The sequence below is a fragment of the Enterobacter sp. Ap-867 genome (assembly GCF_011752855.1).
Classification (GTDB): Bacteria; Pseudomonadota; Gammaproteobacteria; order Enterobacterales; family Enterobacteriaceae; genus Cedecea.
On record NZ_VWWS01000002.1, the window covers coordinates 97,011 to 119,680 of the forward strand.

The window sequence follows — 22,670 nt, forward strand, 5'->3', positions numbered from 1 at the left end:
CGAACCCGGCGGTTTTGCCGATTAATTGGGCAGTGAGCCGGTCTTAAATCACGAAAGCTGTCGGGTTCGTAAAGTAACGGCAACGGTGAGGATAAAATGAAAAAAATTGCATTTGGCTGTGACCACGTAGGCTTCCTGCTGAAGGCGGAGATTGTGGCGCATCTTCAGGAGAAAGGTATTGAGGTGCTGGATAAGGGGACCTGGTCCGGTGAGCGCACCGATTACCCGCTCTACGCCAGCGCGGTGGCAGAAGCCGTGGTGAATGGCGAAGTCGAGGGCGGCATTTTAATTTGTGGCACCGGCGTGGGGATCTCGATCACCGCCAATAAATTTCCCGGTATCCGGGCGGTGGTCTGCAGCGAACCTTATTCCGCGCTGCTTTCCCGCCAGCACAACAATACCAACGTGCTGGCTTTCGGCTCCCGCGTGGTGGGGCTGGATTTAGCTAAAATGATCGTCGATGCATGGCTAAGCGGGGAGTTTGAAGGCGGGCGGCATCAGGCGCGAGTCGAGGCCATTGGCGCGCTGGAATCGCCGAGAATTTGAGATTCCTCCGCTACTGCATATGAGGCCGCCTGATTACGCTGAGGCCAGTCCATCCTGGAGACTGACCGATGAAATCTTATGCCGCCGCGCTGCTGCTCGGCACGCTGTACCTGGCCTCGCCGTTCGCGCAGGCCGACGTGATTGATGACGCGATTGGCAATATCCAGCAGGCGTTTAGCGATGCCTACAAGCCGGGCAGCGACCGCGTTTATCATGATGACAGTGATGATTCGGCAGATCAGCGTCGGCTCAGCCGCCAGGACGAAGCCCGCTATCGCCAGCTGGAGGACAGACGCCGCAGCCTTGATGAACGGCAGAATCAGCTCGACCGCGAGCGCCAGCAGTTGGATGACGAAGAGGGCCGCCTGCAGGACGACGACGATCGCTAGTCCAGCACGATTTCCATGCCGTCAAAACCGGCTTCAAACCCTTCAGGCAATACGTTGTGCATCAGCCATGCATCAAACTGGTGGCTGATGTGGGTCAGCACGACTCGCGGGCTGCCAATCTGCTCGTTCAGGGTGATCACCGTGGTTAGGTCGCAATGATTTTTCGGCGTGTCAGGCCGGGGTTCGCGGCTGCAATCTATCACCACTACTTCCGGGCGGTTGGCGGCCAGAAACTTCAGGGTTTTATCCGGCAGCCCCGCCGTATCGCTCAGCCAGGCAAGACGGCTGTAGGCAGTTTCAAACAGATAGCCAAACGTCAGCTTTGAGTGCAGCAGCGGCAGCGGAGTGACGCGCAGCGCCTGCAGAGTGAAGGCGACAAACGGCTCGACGGTATGGCTAAAGTCCAGCAGGCCGGGGTGCTTGAACAGATCGTCGCAGCCTTGCTCATCCGGCGGGCCGTAAACCGGGATTTTCTCGCCCACGCCCCAGCGCAACGGGAACAGCCCCTGGACATGATCCATATGGTAATGGGTGAGCAAAAACTGCTGAAAATCTCCCGGCTGCCAGCTGTCCATCAAGTCGGGCAGCCCCGCGTCTATCAGCGTAATCGCATCGTTATACTTGAGTACCGCGCTGCACGGGCGGCGGCGGTGGGCCGGATTGGCTCTGGCTCGTGAACAGGCGGCGCAGCGGCAGCCCCAGGCCGGGACAAGCTGCGCCCCGCCGGTGCCGCTAAGCGTTAGCGTCAGCGTCATCAGGTGTCTCCACCGGTTTGGTAAAGCGGATATGGGTGGCGCGGTAGCCTTCACGCTCGTAAAAACGATGGGCGTCTTTGCGGCTGGTGCTGGTCGAAAGTTCCGTCAGCTCCGCATCGGCTTTGCGTGCTTTTGCTTCTGCCCAGGCAAGCAGCTGTTTGCCTACGCCGTGGCCGCGGGCTTCTTCCAGCACCACCAGCTCCTGGATCTCGCCGATGCGGCGGGCGTGATGCAGATGGTATTGCAGGTGCAGGCTGATCATCCCCACGGCTTTATTCCCCAGCCACGCCAGCTGATAAAAGATATTCGGATCGCGCAGGTTCTCCGTGAAGCAGGCGTTAAAGCCTGGGCGGTCGGCCTGAGCCTGTTTCAGCTCGCAAATCATGCGGTAAACGGTGTCGCTGTCTTCGATAGCGGCGGCTTTCAATTTAACAACATCAGACATGGCGGGGCTCCTTGCGGTGAAGAGGGATAACGTTCGAGCGGTGCTGGGCTAACAGTCGCATAAACAATGCGGCAGACTGTAGCAGACTCCCGTCGTTGTTGAGTATCAGGCAATCGCCTCCCTCTGGCGAATAAAGCGCGGCCCGCTGCAGCCGCTGCTCGATTTGCTCTGCGTTTTCCCGCCCGCGCTGTTCCAGCCGCTGGCGCAGCACGTCCGACGAAACCTGCAGGCAGATGGGCACCAGCCCATCGCCATAGCGTTCCCGCGCCTGTTTCAGGTGCTGGCGCGAGCCGTTCACCACCACGTCAAATCCGGCTTCGAGCCATATATCCATTTCCACGCCGACCCCGTAGGAGTGCTCATGCGCCTGCCAGCTCAGAGCAAACAGCCCCAGCTGCTGGCGCTGCTCAAACTCGTTTGCGCTTAGCGCAATGTGGTTCTCGCAGCCTGCGTCGGCGGCGCGGGTAATGTACCGGTGCGCCACCAGCAGCCTGGCGTGCTCCTGCTGGCGCAGGGCGCTCAGCAGGCTGTCTTTGCCGGAGCCGGACGGGCCCATCAGCCAGATTAGTTTACTCATCAGAACACCCGAATTCCCTGGCGCCAGACGTGATCGACATGGATATGGTCGCCGTGCATGTGCGCCAGCACCAGATCCGCTCGTTTCCCTTCCGCCAGCGTTCCCCGGTCGGCCAGGTTCAGCGCCCGTGCCGGGTTGCGAGTCACCAGGTGAATCGCCTGCGCCAGCGTGAAGCTGTTGCTGTCGTCGTGCGCCACGCGGAAGGCCGCATCCAGCAGGCTTGCGGGATAGTAATCCGAGGAAAGGATATCCAGCAGCCCGGCCTGAGCAAGATGGCTGGCTGCCACGTTGCCGGAGTGAGAGCCGCCGCGCACGATGTTTGGCGCGCCCATCAGCACGCTCATGCCGTGGCGACGAGAGGCTTCGGCGGCTTCTTCCGTGGTCGGGAATTCGGCGATCACGCTGCCGATTTCGTGGGACTCCACCACGTGGGCGGTCGTCGCATCGTCATGGCTGGCGAGGGCGATATTGCGGTCGCGGCAGCGGGCGGCGATGGCCTGGCGGTTTGGCTGCGACCAGCGGGCCGCCAGCGTCAGCTGTTCTTCTTCAAAGCGATCCATCTGCTCGTTGGTGAGATGGTATTTGCCCTGATAGTAGTCGCGGTATTTGGACAGCTCTGCGTACTGGCGCTGGCCCGGCGAGTGGTCCATCAGCGAAACGAGGGAAACCAGTTCGCGGTCAACCAGCTTGTCGAACAGCGGCAGCGTGGTGTGGTGCGGCAGTTCGCAGCGCAGATGCAGGCGATGTTCGGCGCGGTTGAGGCCGCGCTTTTGCGTATCCTCCACGGCGTTGATCATTTTTTCGAGGTTTTCCAGGCGGTCGCCACCGTCGCGCACGTCGCCGATGGCAACGGCGTCCAGCACGGTGGTGATGCCGCTCGCCACCATCAGCGCGTCGTGGCTGCTCATGGCGGAGTGCGCCGGCCAGTCAACCTTTGGCCGTGGGGTAAAGAATTTATCCAGGTTGTCGGTGTGCAGTTCAATCAGCCCCGGCAGCAGCCAGCCGCCGCCGCCGTCGTGCGCGCCCGGCAGCTGGCTTTGGGTCTCGGCAAAGTTGCGAATCACACCGTCGGCCACTTCCAGTGAGCCACTGACCACTTCTTCTTCCAGCACCAGGCGAACATTATTGATAATCATGTTGGGGCTCCATCGCGGACATCGTATGCAGGCGGTCGGCCACCTGTTCACGTACAGCTTCATCGTGGAAGATGCCGACAATGGCCGCTCCACGCGCTTTTGCTTCCTGAATCAAAGCCACCACGGCGGCGCTGTTTTTGGCGTCCAGCGAGGCGGTAGGCTCATCAAGCAGTAAAATGGGGTAATCAACAATAAAGCCGCGGGCGATGTTCACGCGCTGCTGCTCGCCGCCGGAGAAGGTCGACGGGGCAAGGTGCCACAGGCGCTCAGGTACATTGAGCCGGGTCAGCAGGCTGGCGGCTTTTTCCTCGCACTCTTCGCGCGACACGCCCAAATCCAGCAGCGGCTGCATGACGACTTCGAGCGCCGAAATACGCGGGATAACGCGCAGAAACTGGCTCACCCAGCCGATGGTCTGGCGACGTACCGCCAGCACTTCGCGCGCCGGGGCCTGCACGATGTCGATCCATTCGTCGTTGTGCTTAACCCAGATGTGTCCTTCATCCGGCAAATAGTTGGCGTAGAGCGAGCGCAGCAGGGTGGATTTCCCGCTGCCGGAGTGGCCGTGCAGCACCACGCATTCACCGCCTTTGACTTCCAGCGAGGCGTTGGCCAGCACCGGCAGGCGAATGCCGTGCTGATGGTGCAGGACAAAGGTTTTGCTCAGGTTTTCAACCCGTATTCTGGTCATAGCGAGTACCTAATTCTGAAGGACGGAGGACACCAAAAGCTGGGTATACGGGTGATGCGGGTCGTCCAGCACGCGGTCGGTCAGCCCACTTTCCACCACTTTGCCCTGTTTCATCACCAGCAGGCGGTCGGCCAGCAGGCGAGCCACGCCCAGATCGTGGGTGACTATCACCACGGCCAGGTTCAGCTCCACTACCAAACCACGCAGCAGGTCGAGCAGGCGCGCCTGCACGGACACATCCAGCCCGCCGGTCGGTTCATCCATAAAGACCAGCTTCGGATGGGTGACCAGGTTGCGGGCGATCTGCAGGCGCTGCTGCATCCCGCCGGAAAACGTGGTCGGCAGGTCGTCGATACGGGCCGACGGAATCTCAACTTCTTCCAGCCAACGCTGGGCGGTGGCGCGAATGTCACCGTAGTGGCGCGCCCCGGTGGCCATCAGCCGTTCGCCGATGTTGCCCCCGGCGGAAACGTGGCGGCGCAGGCCGTCCATCGGATGCTGGTGAACCACGCCCCATTCAGTGCGCAGCAGGCGGCGGCGTTCGCCTTCCGACATGTCATACAGCGAACGGTCGAGGTAAATCACTTCCCCTTCCTGCGGCGCAAGGCGGGCAGAAATGGCTTTCAGCAGCGTCGTTTTGCCGGAGCCGGACTCGCCCACAATGCCCAGCACTTCTCCGGGCCAGAGGTCAAACGACACGTCCATAAAGCCTTTACCGGGCGCATAGAGGTGGGTGAGGTTATTCACCGAAAGTAACGGGCTGGTCATGACTGAGAGGCCTCACTGTTCTGGCGGCAGTAGTCGGTATCGGAGCAGACGAACATGCGGTTGCCCGCGTCGTCGAGCACCACTTCATCAAGGTAGCTGTGGCGTGACCCACAAATCGCGCACGGCTCTTCCCATTCCTGCACCTGGAAGGGATGGTCGTCGAAGTCGAGGCTCTCTACGCGGGTAAACGGCGGCACGGCGTAAATGCGTTTTTCGCGTCCGGCACCGAACAGCTGCAGCGCAGGGGACATGTGCATTTTCGGGTTATCGAATTTCGGGATCGGCGACGGGTCCATCACGTAGCGATCGTTCACCTTCACCGGGTAGGCGTAGGTGGTAGAGATATGGCCGAAGCGGGCGATATCTTCGTACAGTTTCACCTGCATCACGCCGTACTCTTCCAATGCGTGCATGGTGCGGGTTTCCGTTTCGCGTGGTTCGATAAAGCGCAGCGGTTCAGGGATCGGCACCTGATAAATCAGGATCTGATCTTCTACCAGCGGCGTTTCCGGGATGCGGTGGCGGGTCTGCACCAGCGTCGCGTCTTCGGTGCGTTCGGTGGTGTTCACGCCGGTCACCCGCTTGAAGAAGTTGCGGATTGAGACGGCGTTGGTGGTGTCGTCCGCGCCCTGGTCAATCACTTTCAGCACGTCAGACTCGCCAATCAGGCTGGCAGTCAACTGAATGCCGCCGGTGCCCCAGCCATAAGGCATTGGCATTTCGCGGCCGCCAAACGGCACCTGGTAACCTGGAATCGCCACCGCTTTTAGCATTGCGCGGCGGATCATGCGTTTAGTTTGTTCGTCCAGATAGGCAAAGTTATAGCCGCTCAGGTTAGCCATTGGCTCGCTCCTTTATCAGGCGGTTAAGCAGCTCCAGTTCGGCCTGGAAATCCACGTAATGAGGCAGTTTGAGGTGGGACACAAAGCCTGCCGCTTCCACGTTATCCGCGTGGGATAACACGAACTCTTCGTCCTGCGCGGGGCCGGCGACGTTTTCGTCGTAGTCCGGGGCCTGTAGCGCACGGTCAACCAGCGCCATCGCCATGGTTTTGCGCTCGCTCATGCCAAACGCCAGGCCATAGCCGCGGGTGAAGTGCGGCGGTTCGTCTGCCGGGGCAACAAAGCCGTTCACCATTTCGCATTCGGTCATCAGCAGTTCGCCGATGTTCACCGCAAAACCTAGCTCTTCCGGCACAATTTCGATGTCTACGTAGCCGCTGCGGATCTCGGCGGCAAACGGGTGGTTGCGCCCGTAGCCGCGCTGGGTGGAATAGGCGAGCGCCAGCAGGTAGCCTTCGTCGCCGCGCACCAGTTGTTGCAGACGCGAAGAGCGTGAGCACGGGTAGACCGGCGGGTTGCGGGTGATGTCGTCCGGCTGTGCGCCATCGTCTTCTTCGACTTTGGCCAGACCCTGTTTCGCCAGCATGCTGAACACATGCGGGGCTGGAGCGCTTTGCTCGTCGGCCTGTCCGGCGTCAGGGACTTCACCGTTAGCCAGCAGCGTGAAGTCCAGCAGGCGGTGCGTGTAGTCGTAGGTTGGGCCCAGCAGCTGGCCGCCAGGGACGTCTTTATAAACGGCGGAGATACGGCGCTCGAGGCGCATTTCGGCGGTGTTCAGCGGCTCGCTGACTGCAAGACGAGGCAGCGTGGTGCGGTAAGCACGCAGCAGGAAAATCGCCTCGATCATGTCGCCGCTGGCTTGCTTGATGGCCAGCGCGGCGAGTTCCCGGTCGGCGATGCCGCCTTCCGTCATCACGCGGTCCACGGCCAGGCCAAGCTGCTGCTCAATCTGCGCGACGCTAAGCTCTTTTAGCGTTTCATCGCCGCGTCGGTTGCGCTCCTGTAGGGCGTGGGCGGCGGAGATTGCCTTCTCGCCCCCTTTGACGGCAACGTACATCAGCACACCTCCACGTGGGTGGTCCGTGGGATAGCCAGCAGGCGATCGCCACAGGTCAAGATCAGGTCAATGCCCAGCGGGAACGGGTGCGGGCGTTCGGTCAGTTCGTGCAGAACGCATTCCGGCAGCTGTGGGGCAATCATGCGCTCTTCGTTGATGCCCGCGCCGGTCAGGCGAAGCATGCGCCCACCGCTCAGGCTGGACACCTGTAGAATCAGCGTCGCGCTGGTATCGGGGGCGATGTCGCAGCCCTGAGCCAGCAGGTTCAACTGTTCGGAAGAGATTGCGTCGCTGGCCACGGCGAACTGCGCGTGGTCAGGCTGTTCGCACAGCGGCGCATTGGTATGAAAACGAATGTTCTGCGCGGCAATATCGTTGCCCAATGTGGCGTCGATCCACACCGGTGTGTCGTTATCAGCCAGCGTCAGCAGCACGCTGGTGGTTGCCACGTTGAGCGGTAGCCAGCCCTGCTGCAGCGAAGTCAGCGCGACAATCACGCCCGGCTCGCTCATCGCTTTGAGCAGGCGACGAAAACTCTGCTGGGCATCCTGCACCGGAAGGGTAAAAGCGGTCATTAAAGTCATGCGTTGTCTCCGCGTACCAGCGTGAAGAAGTCCACGCGGCTGCTGTTAACTTCTGCACGGCGAGCGGCAAGGCGTTGTTCACGGTTGGCCGCCAGCGGTGCAATTAGGGTCTCTTGTAGCGTTTGAAAATGCGTGGCTTCCTGCATCAGGGCGTCGATCACCGCGCAACATTCGGCGTGCTGTTTGTCGCGGCCAAGCAGGTAGCTGTAGCCGTAGGTGCCGCTCGCCAGCTTGACCACCGAGCGGGTCAGCGTGGCGTCGCCGGTGAAAAAACGTTGGCCGGTGCCGCCCATGCGTGCCTGCACCTGAACCAGGCCGATTTCCGGTGCGCGAATAAGCGTGTAGTTCGCCTGAATATTCAGGCTGCGCCAGCGCTCAAGAAGCTCCTGCGGCTGGCTGTGTGACAGCACCGCCATCCACTCGCGGCGCTGTTCATTGTTGAAATGGCTGGTGTCCATTTAGTGCTCCATGGTGAATTCAATCATGTCGGCGCGGGTCAGGCTGACGGAGTATTCCGTCGCTTTGGCCTCGCCTTCACGGTGGTTAAGGGTGCGAACACAGAGCAGCGGCGCCATGTTGGGAATTTCCAGCAGGCGGCTCTCTTTGGCCTGGGAACGACGGGCGCTGATGCGGGTTTGGGCGCGGGTCAGGGCAATACCTAACTCGGCCTGAAGGAAATCGTGCAGCGATCCGTGGCTGAAGGTTTGCAGCGCGGGCCACCAGGCCTGCTCGGCGAAGTAGTGGTCGATGATGCACACCGCGATACCGTTCACCCGGCGCAGGGTGCGCAGGTGAATAACGTTGTCCCCTTCGGCCAGCCCCAGCGCATCCGCCACGTCCTGAGAGGCCGGGCGAATTACCGCCAGCAGGCGTTCGCTGGTGGGATGGCTGCCCTGATCCAGCAGGTTCTGGCTAAAGCGCGCCTGGGCGTTCAGCGGGTAGTCAAACGGGCGCATCAGCACCAGGACGCCGACGCCCTGGCGGCGCTGAACCCAGCCTTTATTAACCAGCTCGTCAATGGCGCGGCGCAGCGTGTGGCGGTTGACTTCGTAGTAGGCGGCCAGCTGAGTTTCGGCAGGCAGATAGTCGCCACAGCGGTAGTTGTTGCGCAGCTCCTGCTCGAGCCGGGCGGCTATCTCCTGATAGCGCGTGGGGTAACTGGTCGGATGTCTGGACAAGTGCATAACAGTCAAAGCCTCTCAAATCAGATAAAGCGAATGCGCACGCACGGCGGCTGGGCTGTGCATAGGTTTTGCTTGATGAGGTGAAGAGTCGTTTGCATCACGGGCCTCCTTCAAAAGTTGCCTCATGGTGCCGGGGGAAAGTGACGGTTTTGTTAATGATTGGTTTCTGTACGATGAAGAGTTGAAGTTTGCGGCCAGAAGACAGCCCTGTTTTTCGTGGAATCAGGGAGTTGCCTTGTTAAAGCGAAAAAAACCGGTAGATGGCGGGGAAAGGTTAAGTCAAAGCGATCGTCAGCAAACAATGTTTACGCACGCTTGCAATTGATCTTCTAATATATTCTATATCCTGGTGATGGTTCTCTTTAAATATATTGTCTTATTCCTGAAATAATATGCTTAGACTCGGAATGATTAATTTACCGGTTATACCGATTGCGCGCTGGCATGTTGGCTCTTTTTGTCAGGAATAAATTCTTTAAAAAGGAATAATGAAATGGCATCAAAAAAATGAATATATAAGCTGCTTTGATTTTCTTGAATTTTTAACCATTGGTAAAAATAAAGGGCCCGGATTAGAGGACCCAAAAAGAATAAAAGAATATGCCTCTTTATCTTTCGACGTTGACCATCCACGGAATGCCGAACTTATCCGTCAGTGAGCCATAGCCTTTTGCCCAAAAAGTTTCGCTCCAGGGCATGGTGACGGTGCCGCCAGCAGAGAGGGCGTCAAACCAGCGTTTACCCTCTGCCGGATCCTGGCTGGCAAGGCAGAGTGAAAAGCCGCTGTGCTGTGGTTTTTCCCCGCTCATGCTGGCGTCGGTCATCATCAAATCGTTACCGGCTACCCGCAAATTTGCGTGCATAACGCTGTCGTCAGAATAGACGCCCGCGCCGCTACAGCCCTCGGCATTGGTTGCTTCTTTGGGCATTTCACCGAAGGTAATTTTGAACGTCAGTTCGGCGCCCAAAGCCTGTTGGTAAAAGGCGATGGCCTCCGCGCAGCGACCGTTTAATGAGATGTAGGGTCCTAAAGGCATAACCGAATCCTCTGTAAGGAGAGTGCAGAAGAAGTGTAGGTTGTGCGGGGCAGGTAAGCCAGGCGGGGCAGGCGGCAAGACCACCTGCCGGGGGAGATTAGTTCTTTTTCACAAACTCGGACTTCAGCTTCATCGGGCCAAAACCGTCGATTTTACAGTCGATATTGTGGTCGCCCTCTACCAGGCGAATATTCTTCACTTTGGTGCCGATCTTTAACATCGAAGAGCTGCCTTTGACCTTCAGATCTTTCACGACGGTAACGCTGTCGCCGTCGGCCAGCAGGTTGCCGTTGGCATCTTTTACAACCAGCGCGGCGTCTTCTTCGCTCGCCGCGGCCGGGTTCCATTCATGAGCGCACTCCGGGCAAATCAGCATGCCGTTGTCTTCGTAGGTGTATTCGGAATTGCACTTCGGGCAATGAGGGAGTTGCATTATCTGATCCTCAAGGTGAGATAAAGTAATGAAAAATAGCGATTTGGCCGTAAAAATATGCTGAATCGCGAAAAAGTGCTGAGATTATACATCAAATCCCTACATTTGCAGGGATTATTGCCGTAAACCTATGCCCGGCGGGCTTTCTGGCCGCCATAAAGTGCAAAAAACCTTTCATTCAAAGAAATAAGCACCAAATTTAACTTAAAGTTCAGGCTTTAATTGCCGTTAAATAAGGCTAATTTAACTTAGTTTCACTTTGCTTCGAGCAAGTCTGCCAGCAGGGGCTGCTGCGCTATACCTGTTTGAAAAAATAAAAAAAAGCGTATTGCGCTGACACCTCCTGTCACTTGACAGGGGTATGGTTGGGCCTATGGATGTACCGATACAGAGGCAGGAACCGATGAGAATGAAAGGCGCGAAAGTAAAAGTTGCAGATCGACTGGCCGAAATCGTCTTAAGTCTTTATCAGGGGGAAACCCTTTCCGCTGATATTATCCGCCAGCGTTTTGATGTAGATATGCGAACTGCGTATCGTGATTTGAACCGGCTTGGTGCTATTCTGGAGGACGTCGGCGAGGGGAAAAAGCGTCTCTCTTCGCATTTAAAAGGACAGTTTAACGTAAACGACCTGTTACGCATTACTAAACGCGTAGGGCTTGCTGCGTTTTATCCGTGGTACGACATAAAGAGCCATAATCAATATATTACGCTGCGCGCTATTCCAGATTTATTGGTTGTAGGGTATGAATATGAAAATAGCCCACAGCGTAAAGCTATTTTTTATCCATTATTTGACGATCGGGATGATCCTGGTGGGGAAAGGGTAAAAACGGAAGTGCTGTTACAGGTTTCGGCGCAGGCGGCTGAACATTTTAAACAGCGCAAGCTATTACCTTTTCAAAAAACCGTCAGAGAGCTTGATAACGGAGAGTTACTTCTGGCGAGTCATATTGCTTCGCCAGAACAATTGTTTCCGCTGGTGCAGTATTGGATACCGCATCTCACCATTATTTCTCCGCAGGTCTGGCAGAGCGACTTAAAAGCCAGGATCGCGGCATGGTGTAATGTTAATTAATAAATTATTTCCCTCACGTAATTATAAAAACCGGTATTGCCATGATTACAACTAAACGATGGCGGTGATAAAGCCGGGCAATTTGAGTTAAGGAAAGATTTTTTATGCACACACAAACTATTTTTGAATTGAGTCAGGAAGCCGAGCGGCTTTTGCAATTAGCGTTGCAAAACCTTAGCGCTTTAAAAGTCGCTCCGCTGGCTTTGCAAAATGAACAAAATAGCGCTTTAACGAACCCTGTGGCGACGGTACATCCATTGAAATTTAGCCCACGCGGAATCGAACTGCAGAAAGATATGCTGCAAAACGAAAGGCGTAAAATAACCCAACATGAAATGGTTCTGGCGATTGTCGGCACCATGAAGGCGGGGAAGTCGACCACCATTAATGCCATCGTGGGCACGGAGGTTCTGCCTAACCGCAACCGGCCCATGACGGCGCTGCCGACGCTGATCCGCCACACGCCGGGTCAGCGCGAGCCGGTGCTGCATTTTCCCTATGTGCAGCCGATAGAGAACCTGATGGGGGAGTTGCAGGAGAAACTGCTGATCACCAGCCGGGAAGCGCTGGCGCGCAAGCTGGAAGTGGACCGGGATATGGAGGCGCTTATCGCCCGGATCGCCAACGGAAAAGGTTTTGAGCGCCATTATCTCGGCGCACAGCCTATTTTCCATTGCCTGAAGAGCCTGAACGATCTGGTGCGCCTGTGCCGGGTGCTGGATGTGGCTTTCCCCTTCAAAGCCTACGCCGCTATTGAGCATGTGCCGGTGATTGAGGTGGAGTTTGTGCATCTGGCCGGCCTCAAAAACGGCCACGGCCAGCTGACGCTGCTGGACACGCCTGGGCCGAACGAAGCGGGGCAGCCGCACCTGCAAAAAATGCTTAAAGAGCAGCTGGCGCAGGCTTCTGCCGTGCTGGCGGTGATGGACTATACGCAGCTTAAGTCCATCTCCGACGAAGAAGTCCGCGAGGCGGTGCTCGGCGTCAGCAAATCGGTGCCGCTGTATGCGCTGGTGAACAAGTTCGATCAGAAGGACCGCAACGGCGACGATGCCGCTCAGGTGAAGGCGATGATCGCCGGGACGCTGATGAAGGACAGCATTGCGCCGGAAAACGTGTTCCCGGTATCGAGCATGTGGGGCTACCTTGCCAACCGCGCCCGCTATGAGCTGGCCACGCATGGCCGTTTGCCCGACCCCGAAGAGCAGCGCTGGGTGCAGGACTTTGCGGAAGCGGCATTAGGCCGGCGCTGGCGCAGCGCGGATTTGGCGGATATTGAGCATCTGCGCCATGCGGCGGACTTGCTGTGGGAAGACTCGATGTTTGAGTCACCCATTGGGACTATCCTGCATACCGCGCACGCCAACGCTTCTCTCTACACGCTGCGCGCGGCGTGCCACAAGCTGCTGGACTATGCCGAGGGCGCTGAACGTTACCTGAGTTTCCGCTGCCAGGGGTTGCAGGTGGCTAACGACAGCCTGCAGGAGAATATTCGGCAACTGGAGCAGGATATTCAACTGCTGCTGCAGACTCAGCAGTCGGTGAGTGCGGTGATTCAGCGGCAGGTCAGCGATGCCCTCGCCGGCATAGGCGATTTTGTGCAGCGCTTTGAAACGCAGATTCATAGCGACCTGAAAACTTATTTCCGGGAAGGGCGGCTGGGCGCTGAGAAGCTGCATCCGTTATACCCGCATACCTTAACGCGAAACGTTGATTTTTCGCCGGGCAGCGACAAGCTGATGGGCGAAGATGAAGCGACGGCCCGCACCCTGCTGCACAAGGTTCGCGCGTCCAGTGAAAGCATTTTATTTGCCGCCCAGCAGACGCTAAGCGGGGAGCTTGGGGCGCTGCTCAGCAACCTTGAGGCGAGCCTGGGCTATACGCTGCAGTCGGCGTTGAAACCGATTGAACAGCGGGTAAGCGACGGCCTGAAAGTAGCCGGGTTCCGCGCCCAAATCAGCCTGCCTGCGTTCCAGGCCAGCCAGCTTAATTTTAATACCCACTCGGCGTTCACCAACGTTATCGAAAACCAGGAAGTGGCGATGTCGGAAATGCAGCCGCAAAACGGGATGCGTGGCGTGCTGGCGCGCTGGCTGAACGGCGTGGACTGGGGCTGGGAAGATTACGCAGCCACCCATAGCCGCTACGTGATTGATCTGGATAAGTTACAGCAAAAGCTGCATGACCATGTGTCGACTTTCCTGGGCCAGATAAACCAGGCCATTACCGCGCAGGTGGATATTTCGGTCACGGCCGGGATGGCGACGTTTTTCGCCGATTTTGCCGGCGCACTGGACGCTATTCACAGCAATTTACGCCAGAGCCTTTCCGCGAAGCAGCAGAACGACAGCGTGCTGTTTTCTCTCCAGAGCAAGCTGGAACAGAGTGTCAGAACGGCACGTTACATTCACGAGGATACCCGCCTGTTGCGCGATGATATCCAGACGCTTTTCTCAGCGGAGCAATGATGAGCAGTGTATTAATGGAAGGGCCAATAAGAACCCTCAGCTGTCTTAGCGAAAAATTTGTCGTCGATTTTGCCATGGGGATTGATGTTGCCCGCCAGCCGTGGAGCAGCCCACAAAGCCAGGCGTTTTATGAGCAGCTTCTGGCGCTGTTCGTCGTCGTGGCCAGGCGACAGGCCGGGATGGCTGGAACACCGCCGCAGGACGAGCTTGACGCGTCGCTGATAAGCCTTGGCCAGCTGTCGGCAGATCTGGCAAAAAGCTACTTAGCCAACAGCCAGATAAGCGAGAGAATTGCTCAGCTGGAGCCGGTATCCGCCCGCACGGCACACCATTCGGCAGCGGCTCGCGAGCGGCTTCAGGCCCTGCGCGAGCACTTTTCTCAGCGGCTTACCCGGCTGGAAGAAGAGTTTCAGCACAGCGATCTTGTTCGTCAGGGCATGGTCCACAGCGAGCAGATTTTTTCCCGCTGGCGCAGCGGGCACTACTTTTCATTTTCTCCGGCGGCGCGCTGCTACGTCGCGCTGGAAGAGCTGCGCTGGGGCACCTTTGGTGATGCTGTTCGTCTGGGGACGCCCGAGCAGGCGGAGGCGTTGATTGAGCATGTGCGCAGCCTCGCCATCAGCCGTCTGGCGGAAGAAGTGAACGCTTCCCCCCGCACCCGCCACTATTTCCATGACTGGCTGGCGACGCCAACGTCTCCGGGGTTGCTGGAGCATAAAGATGCTTTAACCTGGCTCGGCGCTGGCTGCGACATTGAACGCCAGCCGATCTGTTACTCGGTGACCCAGAGCTGGCAGGGCGTGGCGCTGGGGATGCCGCGTATTTGTTCGGCCATGCGCCTCGGCAGCGCGCTGGTCGATGAAGTTTTTGGCTAACTGATTTAGCGTTCTCAGGGAAGAGACAGTTCCATCTCACCGGCATTCTCCCTCATCCATTCGGCGAGTGAATCCAGCGTTGGGCGCAGAGATTTACCGAGCGCGGTGATCTGATATTCCACTCGCGGCGGGACTTCCGCAAAAACTTGCCTCACCACCAGGCCGCGAGCTTCAAATTGACGAAGCTGGCGGGTGAGCTCTTTCTGCGTAATGGGGCTGACCGCCCGCTGCAGGTCGCTAAACCGCACCGGATCGTTGAGCAGGATCAGGCGGTACAGAATCGGAATGGCCCATTTACCTGAAATGAGGTTCACAAAATTCACCATCGGGCAGTCGCTGCCCGCCGGTGGCAGGGCTGAAAAATTTTTTGTCATGCTGGCTCCCGGCACACGCTAATGCGCCCCTTGTGGTTCCTTAGTATCCATTTGGTGCCTACTATCTAAAGGATACTATAGCGGAAATAATGCCCTCACCAACCCTTTATAAGGACACGACGATGGGCAGACTTAATGGCAAATACGCCTTAATTACCGGCGGTACCAGCGGAATTGGACTTGAAACGGCGCGGCAGTTTATTGCCGAGGGCGCAACGGTGGCGATCACCGGGCGGAGCGAAGAGGGGCTACAGGCAGCCAAAGAGGTTTTGGGCAATGTGCACCTGATGAAAAGCGATGCGGGCGATATCGCCGGGCAGCCTACGGTGGCGGCAGAGTTGAAGCAGCTCTGGCCGCGGCTGGATGTGCTCTACATTAATGCGGGGGATGTGACGCACCATTCGCTGGAAGACTGGGACGAACGGGCGTATGACCGACTGATGAACATCAATCTCAAAGGCCCGTTCTTCCTGATCCAGGCGCTGTTGCCGCTGCTGGCTAACCCGTCTTCGGTGATTCTGTGCGGTTCGGTCAGCGCTCGTATCGGCCTGCCGCAGACTAACGCCTATGCGGCGAGCAAAGCAGGGATCCTTTCTCTGGCTCGTACGCTTTCCGGTGAGCTGCATCCGCGTGGCATTCGGGTGAACGGCCTGAGCCCTGGCCCGACGGAAACCCCGGCGCTGGGCAAACTGGGCAATGGCGTAGCCGCCGACACGCTGCGGGAAGCTATCCGCGATCTTGTGCCGATTGGGCGTCTCGGCACCGCGCTGGAGCTGGCAAAAGCCGCTGTGTTCCTGGCGTCTGACGAATCAGCCTTCGTGGTCGGCACCGATCTGTTGGTCGACGGTGGCGTGGGGAGTTTGTAGCTCTTTACCCTCTCCCTGGAAGGGAGAGGGGATAAATAAAACAGGCCGAAGCTGCTGTTCCCATTTGATGATGGAGTGAGGGAATATACCTTGTTATCTGGCACTTGTTTTCCCCCTCTCCCTTTGGGAGAGGGCCGGGGTGAGGGCATGGTGCAATACTAAGATGAACGTCTGCCTGTGACCGCCCCACCATTCTCGTGAATAAAACCGCGCTAAAAGACGAACGCCACCAGAAAAGTAACATTCTTATCCGTCTGTTTATTATTACTTTTAATGTAAGTTCTGGCGTTCATTCGCCAAAAGTACCAGCCGCTAAAAGCAAATCTGTGCCCACCCTCACTTGTGGCTTTTTTCACCGCTACCCAGAATATATTTGGCCGCATACCGCGGACACTGCATTGATTCTCTGAGGGAAAAGTGATGAAAAAAATCTTCTTATGCTGTGCTGCGGGGATGTCCACCAGCATGTTAGTGGAAAGAATGAAGCAGTCCGCGCAAAGCCGTGATGTGGCGGTGGAAATCACCGCCGTGCCGGTGTCCGATTTTGACCAAATTATCGAGGAGGCTGATGTCATCCTCCTCGGGCCGCAGGTGAAATTCCAACTGCAAAACCTGAGCGCGGCGGCGGCGCCCCACGGCGTTCCGGTAGCGGCCATCGACATGATGCATTACGGCTCGATGCAGGGTGACAAGGTGCTGGATCACGCACTGTCGCTGCTGAAAACTGCTGACTAGGGGGCCGTATGAAATACCGCTTTCCTGAAAAATTTTGGTGGGGTACGGCGACCAGCGCCACGCAGTCAGAGGGGCGAGTCGAGGGCGATGGTAAGGGGGATAATATCTGGGATTTCGCCTCGCATGAGTTTAACGCCCGTTTTTATGACGGCGTCACCTCCGACGAGACTTCCACGTTTTATCAGCGCTGGCGGGAAGATATTCAGCTGGCGAAAAACATTGGCCTGAATGCTTTCCGTACGTCGATTTCCTGGTCTCGCCTGATCCCCGACGGCGACGGGGAAGTTAATCCTTTTGCCGTGCAGTTTTACAACGATGTGATTGATGAGCTGATTCGCCAGGGCATTGAGCCTTTTATCAATCTCTACCATTTTGATATACCGCTGGCGCTGCAGGCCAAGGGCGGGTTTGAGAACCGGGAAGTGGTGGACGCTTTCGCTCGCTACGCGGGGATTTGCTACCGCCTGTTCGGAGACCGGGTGCGCTACTGGTTTACCTTCAACGAGCCGCTTATTCCCGCCGAAGCGGGCTATCTGCATCCTCGCCATTATCCTTACGTGACGGATTTCCGCCGTGCGGCTCAGGTGCTGCACCACATTGTTATCGCCCACTGCAAAGCGGTCGCCGCCTGGCGCGAGCTGGATCTTGAAGGGCAGATTGGCATCATCATGGATGTCATTCCCGTGTACCCACGCAGCGACAGCCCGGAAGATCTGCGGGCGGCGGAGATGGCTGACCTGTTCTATACGCGCAGCATTAACGAGCCGATGCTGCTTGGGCGCTACCCTGCCGAGCTGGTGGCGTTGCTGAAAGAATACGATGTGCTGCCGAAGACGGCGCCAGGGGATTGCGAGCTGATTGCCGCGACCCGCATCGATTTGCTGGGCATCAACTATTATCGCCCGCGCCGGGTTAAAGCGCGTGAGACGCTGCTTGAAGAACCCCACGGTTTTGTGCCGGAGCGCTTTTTTGAAGAGTACGTGATGCCGGGGCGGCGGATGAATACCTCGCGCGGGATCGAGATTTACCCGCCTGCGCTGTACGACATCGCTATGCTGGTGAAAGAGCGTTACGGCAACCTGCCGTGGTTTGTCTCCGAGAACGGCATCGGCATCATGGACGAAGAACAGTTCATGGTGGACGGCGAAGTGCAGGACGATTACCGCATTGAGTTTCTTCAGGAACATTTGACGTGGCTGCACAAAGCGATGGCGGAGGGCAGCCAGTGCCTGGGCTACCAGATGTGGACCTTCATCGATTGCTGGTCGTGGCAGAACGCCTATAAAAACCGCTACGGCTTCTACCGGCTGGATTTAGCCACCCAACAGCGTTCGCTGAAAAAGTCCGGGCGCTGGTTCCGGGCCGTGATTGAGCACAACGGGTTTGAGGGGGCAGATCATGTCGGGCTTCGATAAGTTAGCTGAAAAGCTGATGCCGGTGGCGAACGCTATTGGCAACCAGCGGCATATGCAGGCGATTCGCAACGGGCTTATTTCGATTCTGCCATTGACCATCGTCGGCTCTTTCTTCGTGATTTTGCTGAACATCCCGATTAAGGGCTACATGGATTTTATTGCGCCGTGGCGCGATATGCTGGATGTGCCGTTCCGCTTTACCGTCGGGCTGATGTCGCTGTATGCCGCGTTTACCATCGGTTCGTTCCTTGGCAAAAGCTACAAGCTGAATGACATTACCAGCGGCCTGCTGGCGATGCTGGCGACGCTGCTGATGATTGTGCCGGTGAACATTAAGCAGGGCGTAACCGTGGCGGGCGAGGCGGTGGCGGGGCGCTACATCCCCATCACTTCGCTGAGTTCTCAGGGGCTGTTTGGCGCGATTATCTCTTCGCTGATTGCCATTGAGATTTACCGCTTTATCAAAGTTCGCAATATTGAAATTAAAATGCCCGCGGGCGTGCCGCCGGTGGTCGCCAGCTCGTTTTCGGCGCTGTTCCCGACGCTTGCCGTGGTGCTGGTGTTCTGGATCCCTCGTCATTTTCTGAACATCGATATCAACGCCATCATCAGCTACATCATTATGCCGCTGAAGGGCTTCATGACCGGCACCAACCTGTTTGGCGGGATTGTGACCCAGTTCTTTATCGACGTGTTCTGGGTGCTGGGGATCCACGGCCATGCGGTGATGGGGCCGCTGATCCGCCCGCTGTGGGATCAGGCCATTGTGCAGAATATGGAGCTGTTCCAGTCCGGCGTGAGCGCCTATGAGCTGCCGAACATTTTCACCGAGCAGTTCTTCCAGTGGTATGCGCAGATGGGTGGCACCGGCTCAACGCTTGCGCTGGTGGTGCTGTTTATCCGCTCGCGGGTTATCTACCTGAAGCAGTTGGGTAAACTGTCGTTTATCCCGGGGCTGTTTAACATCAATGAGCCGATGATTTTCGGCGCGCCGATCGTAATGAATCCGATCCTCGCGATCCCGTTTATTCTGGCGCCGATGGTGAATACCGTGGTGGTGTATCTGTTCACCATTAGCGGGCTGATCCCACGGATGATGGTGAAGCCACCCTTTACCGTTCCGGCGCCGCTAGGGGCGCTGATCACCACCAACTGGAACCTGATTGCCTGTGGGCTGGTGTTTATCTGTTTCTTTATTTCGCTCGCGATCTATTACCCGTTCTTTAAGGTGTATGAGAAGAAGATGCTGGAAACCGAGCTTCAGCAGAAGGAAGAAGAGGAGAGGGCTAAGGCGCTGGCCGAGGCTAAGTAAATTTTCTGTGGCCCTTCAGCCCCTCACCCCGGCTCTCTCCTCATAGGGGAGAGGGAAAATTTAGGTGAGTGAGAGGTTTTTATCCCCTCTCCCTTCCAGGGAGAGGGTTAGGTTGAGGGTAAGATCTAGAACGCCGTCTCTAACTCATCCAGCACGTTATATTCGTCATCCACCAGCAGCAGCGCCTTCCACTTATCAAACGTCAGGCACGGGTGAGAAGTGCTGAACACCAGAATATCCCCAACCTGCACGTCCGCACCCGGCTTGAGTTTTAACATGGCATGCTGATCCATAATCCCGGTGGCTTCGATGGTTTCCGACGGCGAAGCCAGCGCCTTGCCCCGGCGATAGTGGGCTATCGGCTGCGGCAGGCCGGCATCAAACGCGCTGTCGCGCTTGCCAAAATTCACAATCGCCCGATCGCTTTCCGGGACCGACTGCACCATTGCCATCAGCTCCAGCGCGGAAACCAGATCGCCACCGAGATCGCAGGCGATCCGATCTCTCGCCATCAGCTGATCCTGGGCTTCCTGATAAATTCCGCCATCGTGGGTAATGTAACAGCCCGGTCGGATCGCAATGCGGCAGTTGGCCGGTTTTGCTGCGGCGAGCCAGATATTGCACACTACGTCGTACCAGACTGAACCCGCGCCGGTGAGCAGGAACTCGCCGTCAACATAGCGTTCCATCTGGCAGGCTAACGCGGCCGCCTCTTGCAGCAGCGCTTCTATTTTTGGCTGCGGATTGTCGCCGTGCAGCACGCCTTCGTACAGCTCCAGGCCGCGTAAATTCAGGCCGGGTAATTCTGCCACCCGCTTTGCCAGCGCCAGCGCTTGTTCCGGGCTACGACAGCCGCAGCGTCCACCCGGCACACCAAGCTCAATCAGCACGTCGAGGGTTTGCCCCTGTTGGCTAAAAAAGTCTGACAGGGTACGGGCGTTTGCTTCGCTGTCCACGCAGCAAATATAGTCGACGGCGGTATGTTTATGCTTTAGCTGCGACACCAGCGTGATGTTCGCTTTGCCCACCAGTTGGTTAACCATCAGCACTCGCTCGATGCCCGCGGACATCGCGATGCTCGCCTGCCATGCGCTGCCTACGCCGATGGCCCACGCGCCCGCTTTTTGCTGCTGCTGGAAGATCCACGGCGTCATGGTGGTTTTCCCGTGTGGCGCCAGCGAAACGCCGCGCGCATCGGCGTAGGCCTGCATCCACCGGATGTTGTTCTTCAAAGCAGATTTTTTGATTAGCGCGGCGGGCAAACAGACGTCTTCGTTGAGGACATTGGCAGGGGAATGCATGAGGGCGGACTTATGGGGTACGAGGTTAATTTCCTGGTATTTCATAACGTATTTCCTCCGAGGTTATTCTTTCTTTCAGATTAAGTATCAATTTTAACTTGATGTTATTTATATTAATTATCCAATGATATTGAATTTTATGAATAAAAGTATCATTGATTTGCAAGGATTTTGTTTAGTTTTTCACTGTTTTTATGGCTTGTAAATGGTTAACTTGCACGCAGATTATGACTGGCGTGAGGCGCAGATGAAGTTCGATTATCTCTTCAGGAATGTCACCGTGATTGACGGCTCCGGCGGTGCGGAATACCTGGCCGATGTGGCGGTGCAGGGTGACCGAATAGCCGATATTGCGCCGGGGATTTCCGGCGAGGCCGTGCATGAGATCGACGGCAGCGGGCGGGTATTAGCGCCGGGGTTTATTGATGTTCACACCCATGACGACATTAACGTGATCCGTTTTCCTGAGTATCTGCCGAAAATTAGCCAGGGCATTACTACGGTAATCGTCGGTAACTGCGGCATCAGTGCGGCGGGGGCGACCATCAATGCGCTGGTGCCCGACCCGATGAATTTGCTGGGTGAGGCGCACCAGTTTGTTTATCCCACCGTCGAAGCGTACGCCCATGCCGTGGAGCAGGCTCGCCCGGCGATTAACGTGGGTACGCTGATAGGCCATACCGCGCTGCGTAACAACCAGATGGATGATTTGTTCCGCCCGGCGACGGAAGCGGAGATTCTCGCCATGCGCGGCCAGCTAAAACAGGCGCTGCAGCAGGGGGCGCTTGGGCTGAGCACCGGCCTGGCCTATGCCAGCGCGTTCCAGTCCACCACCGAAGAGGTGATGGCGCTGGTGGAGGAATTAGCGGCGGAGAAGGGGATTTACACCACCCATTTGCGCTCCGAGTTTGAGCCGATTCTTGAGGCGCTGGATGAGGCTTTCCGCATTGGCCGCCACGGGAAAGTGCCGGTTGTGGTGTCGCACCACAAATGCGCCGGGGCGAAAAACTGGGGCCGCACGGTTGAAACGCTGAAGTTGTTCGACAAAGTACGCGAGCAGCAGGATGTCTCTTGCGACTGCTATCCGTATTCCGCCAGCTCTTCAACGCTGGACATGAAACAGATCACCGACGAGTTCGAGATCGTGATTACCTGGTCTGAACCGCACCCGGAGGTCGCCGGGCGGTCGCTGAAGCAAATTGCTGATGACTGGTCGATGTCACTTCACGAAGCGGGAAAATTACTGATGCCCGCAGGGGCGATTTACTACAACATGGACGAGCAGGACGTGCGGCGTGTGCTGCGCTACCCGGCGACAATGGTCGGGTCAGACGGGCTGCCGAACGATCCGATGCCGCATCCCCGCCTGTGGGGCGCATTCCCCCGCGTGCTGGGGCACTACAGCCGCGACGAGAATCTTTTCCCGCTGACGCAGGCGGTGCATAAGATGACGGGAATGTCGGCGGCGCGGTTCCAGTTGCCCGAACGGGGCCTGGTGAAGCGCGGTTATTATGCTGACCTGGTGTTGTTCGACCCGCTGACCGTGCGCGACGTCGCGAGCTTCAATAACCCGAAGCAGCCTGCGGCGGGTATAGAAGCGGTGATGGTGAACGGCGTGATGAGCTATGGGTTCGAGCAGAAGATGACAGGTCGCGCTGGGCGGTTCTTGCGTCGGCAGAAGTGAGTATGAATTTAGCCCCTCTCCCCAGAGGGGAGAGGGGGAAAACAAGCGTGAATTTGGGATTAGATCTTTTCTTTTTCCTCACTCCGGCCCTCTGCCCAATGGGGAAAGGTGAAGCCGT

The 22,670-nt window shown here is 57.4% G+C and carries 25 protein-coding genes; 10 read left to right on the plus strand and 15 right to left on the minus strand.

The features are described from left to right. Positions 1-96: 96 nt before the first annotated feature. Positions 97-546, plus strand: a complete 450-nt coding sequence (rpiB, locus tag F3J26_RS07970; RefSeq protein WP_166877505.1) for a bifunctional allose-6-phosphate isomerase/ribose-5-phosphate isomerase RpiB — start codon at positions 97-99, stop codon at positions 544-546. A 68-nt stretch (positions 547-614) separates the two neighbouring features. Continuing rightward, a complete protein-coding gene (yjdP, locus tag F3J26_RS07975) occupies positions 615-935 on the plus strand; it encodes a DDRRRQL repeat protein YjdP (protein WP_008455735.1) in 321 nt (106 codons plus the stop codon). Here yjdP and phnP read toward each other — a convergent pair. The 13 genes from phnP to F3J26_RS08040 form a co-directional block, all read right to left on the minus strand. Next, positions 932-1,690, minus strand: coding sequence for a phosphonate metabolism protein PhnP (phnP, locus tag F3J26_RS07980; protein ID WP_166993138.1), 759 nt, complete (start codon positions 1,688-1,690; stop codon positions 932-934). The two genes, yjdP and phnP, sit on opposite strands and share 4 nt — an antisense overlap. Continuing rightward, the gene (gene phnO / locus F3J26_RS07985) at positions 1,668-2,135 is read right to left on the minus strand and encodes an aminoalkylphosphonate N-acetyltransferase (RefSeq protein ID WP_166993141.1); all 468 of its coding nucleotides are present in this window, start codon (positions 2,133-2,135) and stop codon (positions 1,668-1,670) included. Before phnO ends, phnP begins: the two co-directional genes overlap by 23 nt. Next, positions 2,128-2,715: a ribose 1,5-bisphosphokinase gene (gene phnN, locus F3J26_RS07990; protein WP_237717570.1), complete on the minus strand. Its 588-nt coding sequence runs from the start codon at positions 2,713-2,715 to the stop codon at positions 2,128-2,130. Before phnN ends, phnO begins: the two co-directional genes overlap by 8 nt. Continuing rightward, the gene (phnM, locus tag F3J26_RS07995; protein ID WP_008455728.1) at positions 2,712-3,848 is read right to left on the minus strand and encodes an alpha-D-ribose 1-methylphosphonate 5-triphosphate diphosphatase; all 1,137 of its coding nucleotides are present in this window, start codon (positions 3,846-3,848) and stop codon (positions 2,712-2,714) included. The genes phnN and phnM overlap by 4 nt, the downstream gene beginning before the upstream one ends. Beyond that, a complete protein-coding gene (gene phnL, locus F3J26_RS08000) occupies positions 3,835-4,539 on the minus strand; it encodes a phosphonate C-P lyase system protein PhnL (RefSeq protein ID WP_008455726.1) in 705 nt (234 codons plus the stop codon). Before phnL ends, phnM begins: the two co-directional genes overlap by 14 nt. 9 nt (positions 4,540-4,548) lie before the next feature. Then, entirely contained in the window at positions 4,549-5,307 is a 759-nt protein-coding gene (phnK, locus tag F3J26_RS08005; RefSeq protein WP_008455724.1) for a phosphonate C-P lyase system protein PhnK, read from the minus strand. Continuing rightward, on the minus strand, positions 5,304-6,149 hold the full coding sequence (locus tag F3J26_RS08010; protein ID WP_008455722.1) for an alpha-D-ribose 1-methylphosphonate 5-phosphate C-P-lyase PhnJ: 846 nt from the start codon (positions 6,147-6,149) through the stop codon (positions 5,304-5,306). The genes phnK and F3J26_RS08010 overlap by 4 nt, the downstream gene beginning before the upstream one ends. Then, the gene (locus tag F3J26_RS08015) at positions 6,142-7,206 is read right to left on the minus strand and encodes a carbon-phosphorus lyase complex subunit (protein ID WP_008455720.1); all 1,065 of its coding nucleotides are present in this window, start codon (positions 7,204-7,206) and stop codon (positions 6,142-6,144) included. Before F3J26_RS08015 ends, F3J26_RS08010 begins: the two co-directional genes overlap by 8 nt. Further along, on the minus strand, positions 7,206-7,790 hold the full coding sequence (phnH, locus tag F3J26_RS08020; protein ID WP_008455719.1) for a phosphonate C-P lyase system protein PhnH: 585 nt from the start codon (positions 7,788-7,790) through the stop codon (positions 7,206-7,208). Before phnH ends, F3J26_RS08015 begins: the two co-directional genes overlap by 1 nt. Further along, on the minus strand, positions 7,787-8,248 hold the full coding sequence (phnG, locus tag F3J26_RS08025; protein WP_166993144.1) for a phosphonate C-P lyase system protein PhnG: 462 nt from the start codon (positions 8,246-8,248) through the stop codon (positions 7,787-7,789). The genes phnH and phnG overlap by 4 nt, the downstream gene beginning before the upstream one ends. After that, the gene (phnF, locus tag F3J26_RS08030) at positions 8,249-8,974 is read right to left on the minus strand and encodes a phosphonate metabolism transcriptional regulator PhnF (RefSeq protein WP_008455715.1); all 726 of its coding nucleotides are present in this window, start codon (positions 8,972-8,974) and stop codon (positions 8,249-8,251) included. Between the two features lie 608 nt (positions 8,975-9,582). Further along, positions 9,583-10,011, minus strand: coding sequence for a VOC family metalloprotein YjdN (gene yjdN, locus F3J26_RS08035; protein WP_008455712.1), 429 nt, complete (start codon positions 10,009-10,011; stop codon positions 9,583-9,585). A gap of 97 nt (positions 10,012-10,108) precedes the next feature. Beyond that, positions 10,109-10,444, minus strand: a complete 336-nt coding sequence (locus F3J26_RS08040; RefSeq protein ID WP_008455710.1) for a zinc ribbon domain-containing protein YjdM — start codon at positions 10,442-10,444, stop codon at positions 10,109-10,111. A 409-nt stretch (positions 10,445-10,853) separates the two neighbouring features. Between F3J26_RS08040 and F3J26_RS08045 the strand changes: the two genes are divergently transcribed. The 3 genes from F3J26_RS08045 to F3J26_RS08055 all read left to right on the plus strand — a co-directional run bounded on the left by F3J26_RS08045 (position 10,854) and on the right by F3J26_RS08055 (position 14,865). Next, on the plus strand, positions 10,854-11,522 hold the full coding sequence (locus F3J26_RS08045; RefSeq protein ID WP_008455708.1) for a WYL domain-containing protein: 669 nt from the start codon (positions 10,854-10,856) through the stop codon (positions 11,520-11,522). A 104-nt stretch (positions 11,523-11,626) separates the two neighbouring features. Beyond that, the gene (crfC, locus tag F3J26_RS08050) at positions 11,627-13,990 is read left to right on the plus strand and encodes a clamp-binding protein CrfC (RefSeq protein WP_166993147.1); all 2,364 of its coding nucleotides are present in this window, start codon (positions 11,627-11,629) and stop codon (positions 13,988-13,990) included. Beyond that, complete coding sequence (locus tag F3J26_RS08055) at positions 13,990-14,865, plus strand: diguanylate cyclase regulator RdcB family protein (RefSeq protein ID WP_286180214.1); 876 nt, start codon at positions 13,990-13,992, stop codon at positions 14,863-14,865. The genes crfC and F3J26_RS08055 overlap by 1 nt, the downstream gene beginning before the upstream one ends. A 14-nt stretch (positions 14,866-14,879) precedes the next feature. Here F3J26_RS08055 and F3J26_RS08060 read toward each other — a convergent pair whose 3' ends face one another. Next, positions 14,880-15,239: a winged helix-turn-helix transcriptional regulator gene (locus tag F3J26_RS08060; RefSeq protein WP_008455703.1), complete on the minus strand. Its 360-nt coding sequence runs from the start codon at positions 15,237-15,239 to the stop codon at positions 14,880-14,882. Between the two features lie 122 nt (positions 15,240-15,361). Here F3J26_RS08060 and F3J26_RS08065 point away from each other — a divergent pair, with 122 nt between their 5' ends. The 4 genes from F3J26_RS08065 (at position 15,362) to F3J26_RS08080 (ending at position 19,567) form a co-directional block, all read left to right on the plus strand. Then, on the plus strand, positions 15,362-16,105 hold the full coding sequence (locus tag F3J26_RS08065; protein ID WP_166993150.1) for an SDR family oxidoreductase: 744 nt from the start codon (positions 15,362-15,364) through the stop codon (positions 16,103-16,105). Between the two features lie 420 nt (positions 16,106-16,525). Then, the gene (locus F3J26_RS08070; RefSeq protein ID WP_008455701.1) at positions 16,526-16,840 is read left to right on the plus strand and encodes a PTS sugar transporter subunit IIB; all 315 of its coding nucleotides are present in this window, start codon (positions 16,526-16,528) and stop codon (positions 16,838-16,840) included. Between the two features lie 8 nt (positions 16,841-16,848). Continuing rightward, positions 16,849-18,255 (plus strand): glycoside hydrolase family 1 protein, encoded by a 1,407-nt coding sequence (locus F3J26_RS08075; protein ID WP_166993153.1) that lies wholly within the window; start codon positions 16,849-16,851, stop codon positions 18,253-18,255. Beyond that, a complete protein-coding gene (locus F3J26_RS08080; RefSeq protein WP_039289450.1) occupies positions 18,239-19,567 on the plus strand; it encodes a PTS sugar transporter subunit IIC in 1,329 nt (442 codons plus the stop codon). Before F3J26_RS08075 ends, F3J26_RS08080 begins: the two co-directional genes overlap by 17 nt. Positions 19,568-19,692: 125 nt before the next feature. Here the strand turns inward: F3J26_RS08080 and F3J26_RS08085 are convergent, their stop codons facing one another. Continuing rightward, positions 19,693-20,913, minus strand: coding sequence for an amino acid deaminase (locus tag F3J26_RS08085; protein WP_166993155.1), 1,221 nt, complete (start codon positions 20,911-20,913; stop codon positions 19,693-19,695). A 202-nt stretch (positions 20,914-21,115) separates the two neighbouring features. Between F3J26_RS08085 and F3J26_RS08090 the strand changes: the two genes are divergently transcribed. Then, a complete protein-coding gene (locus tag F3J26_RS08090) occupies positions 21,116-22,552 on the plus strand; it encodes an N-acyl-D-amino-acid deacylase family protein (protein WP_166993625.1) in 1,437 nt (478 codons plus the stop codon). The last annotated feature ends 118 nt before the right edge of the window (positions 22,553-22,670 follow it).

Excerpts from the sequence above, each read along its gene's own strand:
- rpiB (WP_166877505.1), top strand. The coding sequence starts at position 97 with ATGAAAAAAATTGCATTTGGCTGTGACCACGTAGGCTTCCTGCTGAAG.
- yjdP (WP_008455735.1), top strand. The coding sequence starts at position 615 with ATGAAATCTTATGCCGCCGCGCTGCTGCTCGGCACGCTGTACCTGGCC.
- phnP (WP_166993138.1), bottom strand. The coding sequence starts at position 1,690 with ATGACGCTGACGCTAACGCTTAGCGGCACCGGCGGGGCGCAGCTTGTC.
- phnO (WP_166993141.1), bottom strand. The coding sequence starts at position 2,135 with ATGTCTGATGTTGTTAAATTGAAAGCCGCCGCTATCGAAGACAGCGAC.
- phnM (WP_008455728.1), bottom strand. The coding sequence starts at position 3,848 with ATGATTATCAATAATGTTCGCCTGGTGCTGGAAGAAGAAGTGGTCAGT.
- phnL (WP_008455726.1), bottom strand. The coding sequence starts at position 4,539 with ATGACCAGAATACGGGTTGAAAACCTGAGCAAAACCTTTGTCCTGCAC.
- phnK (WP_008455724.1), bottom strand. The coding sequence starts at position 5,307 with ATGACCAGCCCGTTACTTTCGGTGAATAACCTCACCCACCTCTATGCG.
- F3J26_RS08010 (WP_008455722.1), bottom strand. The coding sequence starts at position 6,149 with ATGGCTAACCTGAGCGGCTATAACTTTGCCTATCTGGACGAACAAACT.
- F3J26_RS08015 (WP_008455720.1), bottom strand. The coding sequence starts at position 7,206 with ATGTACGTTGCCGTCAAAGGGGGCGAGAAGGCAATCTCCGCCGCCCAC.
- phnH (WP_008455719.1), bottom strand. The coding sequence starts at position 7,790 with ATGACTTTAATGACCGCTTTTACCCTTCCGGTGCAGGATGCCCAGCAG.
- phnG (WP_166993144.1), bottom strand. The coding sequence starts at position 8,248 with ATGGACACCAGCCATTTCAACAATGAACAGCGCCGCGAGTGGATGGCG.
- phnF (WP_008455715.1), bottom strand. The coding sequence starts at position 8,974 with ATGCACTTGTCCAGACATCCGACCAGTTACCCCACGCGCTATCAGGAG.
- yjdN (WP_008455712.1), bottom strand. The coding sequence starts at position 10,011 with ATGCCTTTAGGACCCTACATCTCATTAAACGGTCGCTGCGCGGAGGCC.
- F3J26_RS08040 (WP_008455710.1), bottom strand. The coding sequence starts at position 10,444 with ATGCAACTCCCTCATTGCCCGAAGTGCAATTCCGAATACACCTACGAA.
- F3J26_RS08045 (WP_008455708.1), top strand. The coding sequence starts at position 10,854 with ATGAAAGGCGCGAAAGTAAAAGTTGCAGATCGACTGGCCGAAATCGTC.
- crfC (WP_166993147.1), top strand. The coding sequence starts at position 11,627 with ATGCACACACAAACTATTTTTGAATTGAGTCAGGAAGCCGAGCGGCTT.
- F3J26_RS08055 (WP_286180214.1), top strand. The coding sequence starts at position 13,990 with ATGAGCAGTGTATTAATGGAAGGGCCAATAAGAACCCTCAGCTGTCTT.
- F3J26_RS08060 (WP_008455703.1), bottom strand. The coding sequence starts at position 15,239 with ATGACAAAAAATTTTTCAGCCCTGCCACCGGCGGGCAGCGACTGCCCG.
- F3J26_RS08065 (WP_166993150.1), top strand. The coding sequence starts at position 15,362 with ATGGGCAGACTTAATGGCAAATACGCCTTAATTACCGGCGGTACCAGC.
- F3J26_RS08070 (WP_008455701.1), top strand. The coding sequence starts at position 16,526 with ATGAAAAAAATCTTCTTATGCTGTGCTGCGGGGATGTCCACCAGCATG.
- F3J26_RS08075 (WP_166993153.1), top strand. The coding sequence starts at position 16,849 with ATGAAATACCGCTTTCCTGAAAAATTTTGGTGGGGTACGGCGACCAGC.
- F3J26_RS08080 (WP_039289450.1), top strand. The coding sequence starts at position 18,239 with ATGTCGGGCTTCGATAAGTTAGCTGAAAAGCTGATGCCGGTGGCGAAC.
- F3J26_RS08085 (WP_166993155.1), bottom strand. The coding sequence starts at position 20,913 with ATGAAATACCAGGAAATTAACCTCGTACCCCATAAGTCCGCCCTCATG.
- F3J26_RS08090 (WP_166993625.1), top strand. The coding sequence starts at position 21,116 with ATGAAGTTCGATTATCTCTTCAGGAATGTCACCGTGATTGACGGCTCC.